The following is a 14267-nucleotide window of genomic DNA, read 5'->3' on the forward strand; positions in this document are numbered from 1 at the left end:
CCACGGCGGCATTCCCGCCTTCGGCCCTCACACGGCAGGTCGATCGGCGCGGGGCACGTGATCGCTGGGGTCTTGCGCCGGTACGCGGCCGGGTGGACTCGTGTCCGTTGCCGCGGCCCAGGCGGGCGGGTGGCCGGTGGGTCCACGGCGGCATTCCCGCCTTCGGCCCTCACACGGCAGGTCGATCGGCGCGGGGCACGTGATCGCTGGGGTCTTGCGCCGGTACGCGGCTGGGCGGACTCAGGCCCGTTGCCGCGCCCCAGGCGGCCGGGTGGCCGGTGGATCCACGGCCGCATCCCCGCCGCCGGCGCTCACGGGAAGCGGCCCTCCGCCCCCGGCGCAAACGGGATGCGGCCCGGCGGACCCGTGTCCGTCGTGCCGCCGTCGGCCCAGCGGCGGTACACGGCCGGGCCGCGGACCCCGGTCCGGCCGCTCGGGCCAGTACCGGTCGCGGGAGGCCGGGGCGGTCGCGGCACAGCGCCGGCCGGATGGTGGCGTGTACCCGTCCTCGCCGCACAGCACGGTCGGGCGGCCCCCGCGCCCACCGGCGGAACCGGACCACGACCGGCCGGGGGTGTGAGGGGCGTGCCCCTCGTCTGCCGGCCGGACCGGGTCCGCGTACGCCTCGTGCGACGGGTGGGAGGCCGGACGGCGCGGCGGGACGAGGGCGGCGGCGGTGGCCGGTTCCTCCGGGGACGGGCCAGTGCGTGCCCGCAGCGTCAACGGAACGGGCCACAGCGGGACGCCGGGCCGGAGATGTCCGCACCGGGGCGGTCCGTCGTGCCGGCTCCGCGGCGCGACGGATCACCCCGTGCGCAGGGCCACGAAGTCGCAGAGCGCGTCGAGGGTGCGGCGCGCCGGCAGCGGCGGCAGGGCGCCGAGCGCCGCCCGCGCCCGTGCCAGCCGCTGGTGCATCAGCGTCTGCGCGCGGACCGTGGCCCGGGAGACGGCGAAGAGGTCGAGGGCACGACGGTGCCAGCCCGCCCCCGCCGCGGGCCCGGCCGCCAGCAGCTCACGCAGCTCCGCGTCGCACGCGTCCGTGCCCTCCCGGGCGAGCAGCACGGGCAGGCTGGGCACCCCGACGAGCAGGTCCCTGCCCTGTTCCTTGCCGCTGGACGCCTCGGGGGAGAGCAGGTCGAGCAGATCGTCGGCGATCTGGAAGGCGATACCGAGCTGTTCGCCGTACTCGACGAGGGAGTCCGCGACCGCCCGGGACGCCCGGGACTGCCAGGCGCCGACCCCCAGTGACATGGCCAGCAGCGCGGCGGTCTTGCCGGCGGTGACCCGGAAGTAGTGGGCGAGGTCGTCCTCACCCGGCCCGGGTCCGATGAGTTCGCGCAGCTGGCCCGCCACGATGCGGTTCGCGGTGCGGGCGTTGAGGGCGAGCGCCTCCGGCACCAGATCGGCGGACAGCCGGGCGGCCCTGGCCAGCAGCCAGTTCCCGCCCCGGGCGGCCATCCGGTTGCCCCACACGGCGTTGGCGGTGGGGGCACCGTGACGGGTCGCGGCACGGTCCACCACGTCGTCGTGGTAGAGCGAGGCCAGGTGGACGAGCTCGGCGACGACGGCCGCCCGGGCCACGCCCTCACTGCCGGGATCCCCGAACTCCGCCGCGAGCAGCACCAGAAGGGGCCGCATCCGTTTGCCTCCGGTGGCCGCCAGATGCCCGGTGAGTGCCCCCACCCGGTGATCGGACGCGTCACGCGTGCACGCGCGCAGCAGGCGCTCCGCATCGGCCAGCGCCCGGCCCAACCGTTCCTGGAAACCGGGCGCGTCCGGACCCAGCCGGCTCAGCAGCGCGGCGGCGTACGGTCGGTCGCCGTCCGGCGCGGCGGCGGCCGGGGCCTCGTACAGCTGCTCTGCCAGCTGCTCTGCGGTCACGAGGAACTCATCCTGTCGGGGCGGCCTGCGGGAGCGGAACCACGGTCGAACACGCTCCGCTGTTTCCGGCCGCAACGATTGCAGTCCACCCCAAGGCCGACAACGGGCCTGGCATGAAGGTGTCATGACGCCCACCGGGCCGCGCGCACCCGACCCCGGCGCGGGAGCGGCCCGGAAAAGGAGAAACGGCGAAACGGACGGCGAAACGGAATGCCGTCGGAATTCCGTCCCGGTGCCCGGCAGCTTGATGCCAGCTTTCGGCCACGGACCGACGACGGGGAACGCGCGCGGACGACAATCGGTGCGCCCTTGCACCCCCTGAGAAGGAGCCTCCCCCCATGTTCGGACGGGTCGGACGGTCCGCCGTCAAACACCCCTGGCTGACCATACTGGCGTGGGTGATCGCGGCGGTGGGCGTGGCGTCCCTGGCGCCGCCCCTCGAACCGGTCAGCGACCAGGCCGAATTCCTGCCGTCCCACTACGAGTCGGTGCAGGCCGGGGAACTCCAGAAAAAGGCATTCCCGCAACAGGAACAGCCCGCGTCCGTCATCGTCTTCCGCCGCGACGACAACGGCCGGCTCACCGACACCGACCTCGCGGACGTGAAGAAGGTCGCCGCCGGGCTGGAGAAGGCGGACCTGGAGAAGATCAGCGCCGTCGAGACGGGCCCGCAGGCCGTGTCCGCCAACGGCGAGATCGCTCTGGCGAGCATCCTCGCGACGACCGAGAACCCCTACGACGAGACCCTGATCGAGTCGGTCGGCGAGATGCGCGAGCAGGCGGTGCCCCTCCTGAAGGGCACCGACCTGCACATGGGGATCACCGGCTCGGCGGCGACGGCGCTGGACACCAAGGAGTCCTCCGGCGACACCGACGCCATGATCATGATGGCGACGCTGGTCCTGCTCATCGTGCTGCTGGCCGCCATCTTCCGCAGCCCGCTCATCGCCATCCTGCCGGTCCTCGTGATCGCCCTCGTCTTCGTGCTCGCCACCGGCATGATCTCCATCGCCTCCGAAGCCGGCGGATTCCAGGCGGACGCCTCGATCGGCTCGATCCTGATCGTGGTGCTCTTCGGCGTCGGCACGGACTACCTCCTCTTCCTCCTCTTCCGCTACCGGGAGTTGCTGCGCAACGGCCAGGCGCCCAAGGAGGCCATGACCGAGGCCGTCACCCGGGTCGGGGAGACCATCGCCTCCGCCGCCGGTGCCGTCATCGTCGCCTTCCTCGCCCTGCTGCTGTCCAGCCTCGGCATGCTCAAGGCCCTCGGCCCGGCGCTGGCCATCTCCGTCGGCGTCACGCTGATCGCCTCGCTGACCCTCGTACCGGCGGTCTTCTCCCTGCTGGGCACCAAGGCATTCTGGCCGTCCAAGGCGTGGCGCAAGGAACCCAAGCACACACTCGCGGCCCGGACCGGCTCGCTCACCGCACGCCGTCCCGGCCTCGTCGCCGCCGTCTCCGGCGGCCTGCTCGCCGTGCTCGCGACCGGCGTCTTCAGCTTCAACACCGTCTTCGACAGCAGCAGTTCACTGCCGAAGGACCTGGAGTCGGTCCAGGCGGCCAAGGAACTGGAGCGCGGCTTCGCGGCCGGCCAGACCGACCCGACCTGGGTGTTCCTGGAGGCGAAGGACGGCGGCAAGCTGGACCAGGGCCAGATCGACGCCTACGGCGAGAAGCTGACCGCCGCCGACTTCGGACGCGTGACGCCCCCGGTCCTCGCCCCCAAGGGCGACATCGCCAAGTTCGGTGTGGTGCTGACGCACAAGCCGGACAGCGACCGGGCCGTCGAACTGCTCGCCGGGCCGCTGCGCGACGCGGCCCACGACGCGGCACCCGACGGCACCCGCGCCCTCGTCGGCGGCACCTCCGCCGTGCTCGCCGACATCCAGCACGCCACCAACCGCGACTACTCCGTGGTCTTCCCGGCCGCCGGACTGGCCATCATGGTGATCCTCGGCCTGCTGCTGCGCAGCGTCGTCGCGCCCCTGTACCTCATGGTCGCGGTCGGACTGGGCTTCGCCGCGACCCTGGGCGCCACCGTGTGGGTCTTCCAGAACCTCGCCGGCGAGGCGGGCCTGCCCTTCACCCTGCCGGTGATCGTCTACCTGTTCGTCGTCGCCATCGGCACCGACTACAACATCCTTATGGTGGCGCGGCTGCGGGAGGAGGTCGGACGCGGCAGCACCCCGGCGCAGGCCGTCCGCCAGGCGATCACCCACTCCACGTCCACCATCGGCACCGCGGCCGTCATCCTCGCCGGCACCTTCGGCGTCCTGCTGCTGGCCCAGAACTCCATGCTCCGGCAGATGGGCTTCGCCGTGGCCTTCGGCATCCTGCTCACCGCCTTCGCGATGGCCGTGCTGCTGGTGCCCGCGGTGACCACCCTGCTCGGCCACCGCACGTGGTGGCCCGGACACGTCCGTCCCGAACCGGCGCCACAGGCCGGCCCGGAGCCCGCGGCCGGGGAACCCGTCGGCGCGCACCGTACGTGAGCAGCTATCTCCTGATCGCCGGGGCCACCGCTCTGCTCGGCCCCATGATCATGGCCGTACTGGCCCGCAGAGTGCTCGGACTGCGCATCGGCGCGGTCCGGGCACTGCTCACGGGCGTCGCCGGACTGCTGGCCGCGGGCGTGGTCGGCACGCCGATGGGCCCGCAGGCGAGCCGCACCCCGCTGGTGACCGTGCAACTGGGCGCGGCCCTGCTCGGCGCGATGCTCTTCCTCGTGCTCTCCGAGGCGGCGGTCACCGGCGGCTCCGTGCGCGGAATGGTGCGCTGGCCCGGCGCCGTGCGCCGCAGGCTGGCGCGCAGCCGCCGCTACACCCAGCTCAGCAGGATCGCCGTACGGCACGGACTGCGCCGCTTCCTGACCGGCCGGTCCCGGCGCGGCACCGCGAGCCCCCAGGACCAGGCCGCCCTGGCCAGATCCCTGCGACTGGCGCTCGAGGAGGCGGGAGCCACCTTCGTCAAGCTCGGCCAGGTGCTCTCGTCCCGCTACGACCTGCTGCCCGACGTGTTCGTCGACGAACTGAGCTCGCTCCAGCACGAGGTCGCCCCCGAACCGTGGCCCGACATCGAACGCGTCCTGGCCGAGGAGCTGAAGGCCCCGCCGGAGAAGGTGTTCGCGGAGTTCGCGCGCGAACCGCTCGCGGCCGGTTCCATGGCCCAGGTGCACCGGGCGCGGCTGCGGGACGGCCGCGCGGTGGCCGTCAAGGTGCAGCGGCCGGGGGCCCGGCAGGTGCTCGAACGCGACCTCGACATCCTCTTCCGGATCAGCGACATCCTGGAGCGGAGCACCACCTGGGGCAGGACGGTCGGCTCCCGCGAACTGGTGCAGGGGTTCGCCGACTCCCTCCACGAGGAACTGGACTTCCGCACCGAGGCCCGTAACACCGCGGCCGTCGCCGCGAACACCGCCCTCGCCGACGCCGACGCACCCCACGACGAGGACGCGCCGTCCGGCGCCGCCCCGCGGGTCCTGCTGCCCGAGGTCCACCAGGAGTTGAGCACCGAACGGGTCCTGGTCGTCGAATGGCTCGACGGCGTCACCCTGAACCGCGCCGACGCCGTCATCGAGGCACAGGGCCTGGACCGCGAACGGCTCGCCCGTGACCTGTTCGGCTGTCTGCTGGGCCAGATCATGATCGGCGGCGTCTTCCACGCCGACCCGCACTCCGGGAACGTCCTGGTCCTGAGCGACGGACGGCTCGGGCTCGTGGACTTCGGCTCGGTCGGCCGGATCGACCGGATGCTGCGCTCCAGTCTGCGCGAGCTGCTCATGGCGATCGACCGCAACGATCCGCAGGCCCTGTCCGACGCCCTCCTGGACCTGGTGGAGCGCCCCGACGAGATCGACGAGGAGCGGTTCACCCGCGCCCTGGGCCGGTACACGGCCCGTCACCTCGCCTCCGCGGGCCCCCCGGGCCGTGAGATGTTCAGCGACCTGTTCCTGCTCGTGGCGCAGTACGGTCTCACCGTGCCGCCCGAAGTGGCCGCGGCCTTCCGCGCGCTGGCCACCGTGGAGGGCGCGCTGGGCCGGCTCGTGCCGGGGTTCGACCTCGTCGAGGAGGCACGTGCCTTCGCCTCCACCGAACTGGCCCGCAGACTCACCCCGACGCAGCTGAGCCGCTCCCTGGCCGAGGAGACCGCCGCCGTGCTGCCGATGCTGCTCCGGCTGCCGCGCCGGGCCGAGCGCATCAGCAGCGCGCTGGAACAGGGCAGGCTCAACATCAACGTACGGCTGCTCGCGGACGAACGGGACCGGCGCTTCATCCGGGGCATCGTCCGTGACGTGCTGCTCACCTTCCTCGGCGGACTGACCGGCGTCCTGGGCATGCTGCTGCTGTCCACCCGGGGCGGCCCGCGGGTCGCCGGCTCGCTGCGGCTGTTCGACGTCTTCGGCTACAACATGCTGCTGATCAGCTCGGTCCTGGTACTGCGGGTCCTCTTCACCCTCACCAAACCGAGCCGCTGACCGGACCCGAACGGCCCGGATGAGGGGAGAACCGCCTCGTCCCGCCCCGGCCGCTCAGCAGATGCCCGGGTTTCCGTGGCGGGACCGGGCCGCCGGGGCGGCAGCCGGGTGCGGGTGGGGCAGCGTCCGGCGGATGTCCGGCGCGGCGCTGCGTCGTTCGGACGCTGCCCAGGTCCTCGCGGCGGGTCCGCCCTCGGCCCGGTGGCCGCGAGTGGGGTTGGCCGGGGCCGGAGTTCCGGGACCGCGCCGAAATGTTCGGGCGGTGGCCGGACGTCCGCGGCGGGTCCGTCGCCGGCCGGCGGCGGGGCGTGAGGGAACCTCCGGCGGAACTCCGTGGCGGCGATGCGCCGTTCAGGCGGCGGTCACCCGGCATCCATGGCCGCCCGGCCCCGCACGGCCGGCCTTGTGGACGGCACCGCGTGGGCGTGGCGCAGTGCGTCGGTCAGCGCGGCGGCCGAGTCGAACACGGTCGCGCCCAGCCACCGGCTCGGGACCGCGTCCATCCGGCCCGGCGGTCCCGACACCGACAGCGCGGCGACCACCCGGTCGCCCCCGGCCCGCACCGGCACGGCGTACGCGATGTCGCCGGGCAGCATGACGTCCGACCCGCGGGCCCAGCCGCGGCGGCGCACCTGGGCGAGATGGGCCGCGGTGAACCGGGCCCCGCGCAGCCCCTCGTGGATCTCCTCCGGCTCCTGCCAGGCCAGCAGCACCAGCGCGACCGGACCCGCGGTCGAGGGCCGGGACATGCCGACCGGCACCCGCTCCGCCCCGTCGGGCCCGAGGGCACCCCGCGCGCAGGTCGCCACACAGGTCTGCGTCCGGCCGCGGCGCCGCAGGACCCGGGCGTCCAGTCCCGTGCGGGCGTGCAGATCCTCCAGCACCGGGCCCGACGCCTGGGCCAGCCGGTCGTAGCGCGCCTCGACGGACATGCTGCCGAGCCGCGGACCGAGCGCGAACCGTCCGTGGAAGTCCCGGGTCAGCAGCCCGAGCCGTTCCAGCGCCACCGCGATCCGGTGCACGGTCGGCCGGGACAGACCGCTGCGGGCGACCAGTTCGCTCAGCGGCGCCGGCGCCTGCTCCACGATCTCCAGCAGGACGGACGCCTTGTCGAGCACACCGATGCCGCTGATCCACTCCCGGGGCGCGGTGGCCGTCGCCGGGCCGGCCGCCGTGAGGGGCCGCGTGCCGTCGGGAACGGGTGCCATGGTGTCCGAATCTCTTGTGCTCACGTGGTTCGTCGTCAGTCCAGGGCGGCGGGGCCGTCCACGGACACCACCTCGACGCCCGGGTCGATACGGCGGATCAGCCCCGCCAGGGTGCGCCCCGGCCCGAGTTCGACCAGCCGGCCGCAACCGAGGGGGCCGGTGAGCGTTCGTACGCTCTCCTCCCACAGCACCGGCGAGGTGAGCTGGCGGGTGCCGAGCTCCGTCCAGCCGCCGCCGTCACCGTCGTACGGCCGTGCGTCCACGTTGGCCACCACCGGCAGATGCCGGGGTGCCGACGCCGTGTCCTTCAGGGCGGCGGCGAGGGCCTCGGCGGCGGGAGCCATGTACGGGCTGTGGAAGGCGCCGCCGACCTGCAGCCGGATGAACTTGGCGCCGATCGAGGAGGCCCGTTCCGCGACCCGTCCGACCCCCTCGGGGGACCCCGAGACCACGGTCTGCCCGGGGGCGTTGACGTTGGCGACCCACACGTCCGCGCCCTCTTCCCGTACGCCGCCCACCAGTTGCTCCACGCTGTCCACCGGGGCCGCGACCAGGACACCCATGGTGCCCTCGCGCGCACCGGAGGCCTCCCGCATGGCCCGGCCGCGCGCGGCGACGAGGGCCGCCGCCGCGGACAGGGTGTACGCCCCGGCCGCGGTGAGGGCGGCGTACTCACCCAGGCTGTGTCCCGCGCAGGCGACCACGGGTCCGTCGAACGCCCCGCGGCGCACCGCCTCGGCATGGGCGATCATCGCGACGGAGAACACCGACACCTGGGCCAGATCGGTGCGCCGCAGCTGTTCCGTCGTCGCGTGGAGCAGCAGGTCGGCGATGTCCTCCCCGGTGGCCTCGGAGATCTCCGCCGTGATCGACCACGACGGTGTGTCCCGCCACGGCGCGCCCATTGCCTGACGCTGCGTTCCCTGACCGGGAAACACCAGACCGATCGGCCGCCCACCCATGGATCCACCTTCCGCAAGGGACTTCGTCGAGGGCGCGGGGACCCGTGCCGGACCGGCCGGTACGGGTCCCCGCGGACCGGTGGCTACGGGGGGAACCTCCGGTGACGGGAGGCATCCCCGAGGACGGTCCCGTTCCCTGGGGACCCATCAAACTGCCCGGGCCACACCGGGGCAACGCGCGTTTCAGGAAGCTGCGGCGCCCAGCTCACGGGCGGTACGCGCCGCCCTGCGTGGGCGGCAGCAGCCCCAGCTCCGCGGCACGGACCCCCGCCTGGAAACGGGAGCTGGCGCCGAGCAGCGCCATGATCTCCGCGACGTAGCGCCGGTAGGTCCGCACGGAGACGGTCAGTTCGCGGGCGGCCACCTCGTCGGTGACCCCGGCCCGCATGGCGCCCAGTATCTGCCGGACCAGGATCGCCCGGTCACGGTCGCCGAACGCGAGGTGCTCGTCCGGGGGAGCGGAACTGCGCCAGATGCTCTCGAAGAGCGTGCACAGGGCCTGCAGCACCTCGGGTGCCCTGATGAGGGACGCCCGGCGCTCGGCGGGTGAACCGACCACCACCAGGGCGGTGGCTCGGTCGGCTATCAGCACCTGCAGCGGCGGCAGCCGGGCCACCCGCACCGTCAGCTGCCGCGGCGGGTCGGGCAACCAGCCGCCCAGCGAGTCCCCGACCAGATCCCGGCCGGCCAGCAACCGCGCGGAGACCCGCTCCCGCGCGAAGTGCAGCAGGTCGGCCTCCAGCCGCCCGATCTCCTCCAGTTGGCTGCCCGTGCCCGGAACCCGGGAGCGCAGGATGTCGATGGTGCTGGTGGCCTGCCCCATCAGCTCCCGTGTGACGCCGATGAGCTGTCCGTGGCCGCCGGGGAGCGCCGTGATGAGCTGCTCCCGCCGGCTGCGGTCCCGATGGATGATCATGGTCGACTCGATCAACTCTCTGACCTGCAAGAGAGCATGCTCCAACTCGTCCCCCGATTGGCCGCACACCTCGTGCCCCCATTTCTCGCTGGATGTTCCGTTCCTTGAGTCCGTTCCACGACCACGGGCGGCCCCGGCCGCCCGGGCGGGTCACCCCGCCTTGGGCAGCAGCCCGAGTTCGACCGCGCGCACGCCGGCCTGGAAACGGGACGACGCGTTGAGTTCCCGCATGATCTCGGCGACATGCCGCCGGTAGGTGCGCAGGGACACCTGCAGCAGGCCCGCGGCGGTGGCGTCGGTGCGTCCGGACCGCAGCTGTTCCAGGATGCGGCGGGTGAGTTCGGAGCGCAGCCGGGGGCTCAGTTCGGGGTGGTCGACCAGTCGGTGGCCGCGTGACCACACGCCGGCGTAGAGCAGTTGCAGGGTGCTGACCGCGGCGCGGTCGGTGACGACCGCGGCCCTGTCGTCCGCCGCGCTCGGCGTACCCAGCCGCAGGAACGCGGACGCCCCGTCGACCACGACCATTCCGCACAGGTCGTGCGGGAGCACCCGCACGGCGGGCAGAGCGCGCAGCCGCGTGGGCGCGATCTCGAGAGCGGCCGGACTGCACAGCACCCGTACGGTCACCCCGCTCGGCACCCCGACCAGGCAGCGCAGTACGGCCTCCACGAAGGTGGCCGATCCGGTGAGCGCCACGTTCACCGAGCGTCTCGCTCTCAGCAGGAGCCGTTCGAGGGTCTCGGTGGTCACCTCGGCGTCCATGTGCGTCACGCCTGACACCGTTGCCGGACGCCTGCGGTGCAGGGAGACCGTGGACTCGATCAGTGCGCGGGCCTGCAGCAGGGTCTGCTCCAGGCGAGCGGCATGGCCCTGGCCCTGGGGGACGCTTTCCTCAAGCTCGCCGACAGTCGGTAGATCGAACAAAGTGCCAGCCACGCGTGAGCCCCCATGTTTGTTTCCACATTGCCTCTGCCGCGCGTTACCGGCCCTGGTTGCCCCAGCTGTGACGCCCCGGCGTCACCGCCGGCCCCCGCTCGGCGCATTATTTGAACCGGAAATCAAATCTCGTGCCGCCTGTGAACGCCTGCCTCCCTGGCAATGAATCGCACTGTGGGGATCGGCCGAAGGCATTGTGCTCACAGTGTGGCTGAAATCAGGTGTAGGTAATCACGACTGACCGCCGATATCCAGTTCCTGTGGTGGGGTCCGTGGCAGCAAGATGCACGACGGATGGCAGAAGCGGGGGTTCCTGTTCCGTTTCATGTGCTGACCGGCCGGTTACCAGCGCGTAGCGTGTCCGAGTTGGCCGCTAGTTGCCACCTTCCCCCGGTGAGCCGCCATTGCCGTCGCTGATTCCTGTGCTAGCGGGCGGGGGGTGATGGAAGATGCTGCCCAATCGGTCAATCGGAATGAATCCGGCTGTTCGTGCATTCTGGAATTGTTTGGGCGACTTTCAGAGGGGTAGACCAGTGGCGTGAGGTAAGTTCATTTCCTCGCTCGCTGGAGTTGTGGGCCGTGTAATTTGGCTTGTTTTTCGGCTGTCGCCCGGCGCCCCGATATATGTCCTGCGCTTTCGCGGCGATGAACGTTTTGCGACATACCGCGTTCCCGCCCCGGCGTGGAAAGGTGACCCATCTCACCCCGAAACGGGGCTCTCGCCCCGGAACGGGGCTCTCATCCCGTGATCGCCACCGCGGGGCCCAGGTGCCACGGATGACGGTGGCGGAACGGGCGAGCCCTGATGCACCCGGGGGGCGCGGGCATCCGCGCCGCGCCGCATGGGAGAGGGCTCGCCCCGCCCCGATCCCCCCTGTTCCGATAACGCCAATTCGCATGATGTGTCCTCCTCGACGTCGCGCCGTCTCCGAGGAGCGGCCAGGTGTGAGGGCTGTGCCGACAGGCCCGGGAGTTCCGGGGAAGTCCTCGGGTGTGGCGGCGGAGTCGCTGGAAGCGGCGCTGTGCCGCTTCGAGGAGGGCCGCACGGTTGCGCTGGACGTCCGCACGGGGCCTGCGTCCCTGCTGTCCTTCGACGCCCACGCGCCCTCCTGCTCCTCGTGCTCCCGCACCGCAGCCGGTCAACCCGGTCCTGACCGCGCACCGACTGTGTCGGTCCTGCCGAGCCGATGCCCGTCGGGCCGTCGCGGCACGATCGGATCGCCGTCATCGCGGTCGTCGCCGTCGAGGAAGAAGAACCGCTTCGGCTCGGAACGCGTGGGGGTCCGCCCGAAGGCGCGTAGGCAGCCGCTGGTCATCAGTGGGGAATGCCACCGGCGCGGCCAGGCCCGTGCCGAGGCCGAGGCGCGAGCGCCGGGAAGCCCTCGATCCTCCGCGGGCCCGGGGTGCCGGGTGCCCCAACCGGGCCCGACCCTGAGCGCCATGACGGTGCCGGAGAAGTGCGCGGAGGGGATCGAGGACCGCGCTCCGACGGCGACCCGTTGAGGCCGGCCCTCGCCGCGGCGGCCCGTTTCGTGCGGCAGCCGTTCCACCCACCGGTGCGCACCCGCGCTCCCCGCGCGGGTCCACCCCCAACCCGATGGCGTGGAACGGCTGCCGGCTCCCCCCTGGAGATGGTCTACGGAAGGCACCTGTTCCAAGTGTGAAGCTTTGGTGCAGGAGAGTTGAGCATAAGTCCGCTATCGGCCGCAATACTGCGGACGTTGAGATTCCTCTTGTGAAAGATCACTGCGGCGGTCGCCCTCAGCCGCGGCCCACGTACGGCATCGTCGTCGCCAGGACGGTCGCGAACTGCATGTTCGCCTCCAGCGGCAGCTCCGCCATGTGACGCACCGTGCGGGCCACGTCCGCGACGTCCATCACCGGCTCGGGAGCCGTCTCCCCGTTGGCCTGGAGGGCGCCGGTCCGCATGCGCTCCGTCATGTCGGTCGCCGCGTTGCCGATGTCGATCTGGCCCACCGCGATCCGGTACGGCCGCCCGTCCAGCGACAGCGACTTGGTCAGGCCCGTCAGCGCGTGCTTCGTCGCGGTGTAGGCGACCGAGAGCGGGCGCGGCGTGTGCGCGGAGATCGAGCCGTTGTTGATGATCCGGCCGCCCTGCGGGTCCTGCTCCTTCATCTGCCGGTACGCCGCCTGCGCGCACAGGAACGCCCCGTTGAGGTTCGTGTCCACCACGTGCCGCCAGGCCTCGTAGGGCAGCTCCTCCACCGGAACCCCGCCGGGACCGAACGTCCCCGCGTTGTTGAACAGCAGGTCGACCCGGCCGAAGCGGCCGACGGCGGCCGCGAAGAGGGCGCTCACGTCCTGCGGACGTGACACGTCCGTCCGCACGGCGAGCGCCTCGCCCCCCGTCGTGTCCCCGGCCGCCCGGCCCGCGTCCGCGGCCAGCGCCGCCGTCTCCTCCAGCGTGCCGGCGCGCCGTCCCGCCAGCGCCACCGACCAGCCCGTGCGCAGCAGTTCCACGGCCACCGCGCGCCCGATGCCGGAGCCCGCCCCGGTCACCACCGCGATCTTCGTCCGTCCGTCCGTCCGCTTGGCGTTCATGGGCCCGCAGCGTAGGGGAGGGTCCGCCATGCGGACCTCATGCGACCGTCATCCGGCTGCCGTGTGCGCGTCGGCCAGGGCCGTCCCCGGCCACTCACCTTCCTCCCGCATCCACACGCCAGGGGAGGACCGGATGACACCCGAGGCCCGTCGCGGCGCGGCCATGTGACCGTCGGCCCGGGGCAGCAGGCGGCACGGGCCGACTTCCGCACGGTGCCGTACGCGACCGGGCCCGGCGCGCCGGTCACGACGGCCGCCTCCTTCGTCACGGCGGCGGGGGAGCCGGGGCTCGGGCCGGCCCGAGCCCCGGCACCCGGCGGTCGCTCAGCGCACCTCGCCCGGGTAGCGGACGCCGACGCGGTCCCGGATCGCGTCGAGCGTCCGCATCACGGCCAGGGTGCGGTCGAGCGGGACGAGCGGTGACTCGCTCTCGCCCGCCCGCAGCGCCCGCATCACCTCGGAGGCCTCGTGCTTGAGGCTGTTGCGGGGCCCGTCCGCCGGGTCGGCCGTGAACTCCTCGGCGTCACGGCCGTCCCGGTGCAGCACGAACCGGTCCGGGAAGAAGAAGCCGTAGGGGATGTCGATCCGGCCCTCGGAACCGGTGACCGACGCGGAGGTCGCCGTACCGCCCACGATGGAGCAGTGCACCGAGGCGAGGGCACCGCTGTCCCAGGAGAGCAGCGCCCCCGTCTGGAGATCGACGCGCTCCTCCGAGAGCGTCGCCCGCGCCACGACGTCCGACGGCTCCCCGAGCAGCAACTGCGTGAACGACACCGGGTACACCCCGAGGTCCAGCAGCGCGCCCCCGCCCAGCGCGGGGTCCCGCAGCCGGTGCGACGCCGCGAACGGACCCGCGAGCCCGAAGTCCGCCTGCACACTGCGCACCTCACCGATCGCGCCGTCGTCGACCAGCGCCTTCAGCCGCCGCACCATGGGATGGCAGTACATCCACATGGCCTCCATCAGGAAGCGCCCGTTGTCCCGCGCCAGCGCGACCAGTTCGCCCGCCTCCCGCGCGTTCAGCGTGAACGGCTTCTCGCACAGCACGTTCCGCCCGGCCTCCAGCATCAGCCCGGCCGCCGCGCGGTGCGCCGTGTGCGGGGTGGCGACGTAGACGACGTCGACCTCCTCGTCCCGCGCCAGCGACTCCCAGTCGCCGTACGCGCGCGGTATCCCGAACCGCTCGGCGAACGCCTTCGCCGGCTCCGGCGACCGCGACGCCACCGCCACGACCTCCGCGTCCGGCAGGTCCACGAGGTCCGCCGTGAACGTCGCGGCGATCCCGCCCGTCGCCAGGATTCCCCAGCGCACCTTCTGCTCTGTCATCC

General features: G+C 72.8%; 9 protein-coding genes. 2 read left to right on the plus strand and 7 right to left on the minus strand.

The genetic code is table 11. From position 1 onward, the window contains the following. Positions 1-804 precede the first annotated feature (804 nt). Positions 805-1881 (minus strand): polyprenyl synthetase family protein, encoded by a 1077-nt coding sequence (locus IE178_RS23930; RefSeq protein ID WP_318280218.1) that lies wholly within the window; start codon positions 1879-1881, stop codon positions 805-807. A 338-nt stretch (positions 1882-2219) separates the two neighbouring features. Between IE178_RS23930 and IE178_RS23935 the strand changes: the two genes are divergently transcribed. Further along, positions 2220-4373 (plus strand): MMPL family transporter, encoded by a 2154-nt coding sequence (locus tag IE178_RS23935; protein WP_193513730.1) that lies wholly within the window; start codon positions 2220-2222, stop codon positions 4371-4373. Then, a complete protein-coding gene (locus IE178_RS23940) occupies positions 4370-6355 on the plus strand; it encodes an ABC1 kinase family protein (protein ID WP_229875694.1) in 1986 nt (661 codons plus the stop codon). Before IE178_RS23935 ends, IE178_RS23940 begins: the two co-directional genes overlap by 4 nt. 362 nt (positions 6356-6717) lie before the next feature. Here the strand turns inward: IE178_RS23940 and IE178_RS23945 are convergent, their stop codons facing one another. The 6 genes from IE178_RS23945 to IE178_RS23970 all read right to left on the minus strand — a co-directional run bounded on the left by IE178_RS23945 (position 6718) and on the right by IE178_RS23970 (position 14265). Further along, entirely contained in the window at positions 6718-7587 is an 870-nt protein-coding gene (locus tag IE178_RS23945) for an IclR family transcriptional regulator (RefSeq protein ID WP_318280219.1), read from the minus strand. Positions 7588-7598: 11 nt separating this feature from the next. After that, complete coding sequence (locus IE178_RS23950) at positions 7599-8525, minus strand: ACP S-malonyltransferase (RefSeq protein ID WP_184765419.1); 927 nt, start codon at positions 8523-8525, stop codon at positions 7599-7601. 205 nt (positions 8526-8730) lie between these two features. Further along, positions 8731-9471 carry a helix-turn-helix domain-containing protein gene (locus IE178_RS23955; protein WP_229875689.1) on the minus strand — a complete coding sequence of 247 codons (741 nt, stop codon included), beginning with the start codon at positions 9469-9471 and terminating at the stop codon, positions 8731-8733. A gap of 120 nt (positions 9472-9591) precedes the next feature. Beyond that, complete coding sequence (locus tag IE178_RS23960; protein WP_229875688.1) at positions 9592-10377, minus strand: helix-turn-helix transcriptional regulator; 786 nt, start codon at positions 10375-10377, stop codon at positions 9592-9594. Between the two features lie 1761 nt (positions 10378-12138). Further along, positions 12139-12939 carry an SDR family oxidoreductase gene (locus tag IE178_RS23965; RefSeq protein ID WP_193513731.1) on the minus strand — a complete coding sequence of 267 codons (801 nt, stop codon included), beginning with the start codon at positions 12937-12939 and terminating at the stop codon, positions 12139-12141. Between the two features lie 324 nt (positions 12940-13263). After that, positions 13264-14265 carry a Gfo/Idh/MocA family protein gene (locus IE178_RS23970; protein ID WP_184765422.1) on the minus strand — a complete coding sequence of 334 codons (1002 nt, stop codon included), beginning with the start codon at positions 14263-14265 and terminating at the stop codon, positions 13264-13266. Positions 14266-14267 lie beyond the last annotated feature (2 nt).

The organism is Streptomyces griseoloalbus (genome assembly GCA_014650015.1).
In the GTDB taxonomy this organism is placed as follows: Bacteria; Actinomycetota; Actinomycetes; order Streptomycetales; family Streptomycetaceae; genus Streptomyces; species Streptomyces griseoloalbus.

Coding starts and splice junctions, on each gene's coding strand:
- IE178_RS23935 (WP_193513730.1), top strand. CDS start 2,220: ATGTTCGGACGGGTCGGACGGTCCGCCGTCAAACACCCCTGGCTGACC.
- IE178_RS23970 (WP_184765422.1), bottom strand. CDS start 14,265: ATGACAGAGCAGAAGGTGCGCTGGGGAATCCTGGCGACGGGCGGGATC.
- IE178_RS23950 (WP_184765419.1), bottom strand. CDS start 8,525: ATGGGTGGGCGGCCGATCGGTCTGGTGTTTCCCGGTCAGGGAACGCAG.
- IE178_RS23965 (WP_193513731.1), bottom strand. CDS start 12,939: ATGAACGCCAAGCGGACGGACGGACGGACGAAGATCGCGGTGGTGACC.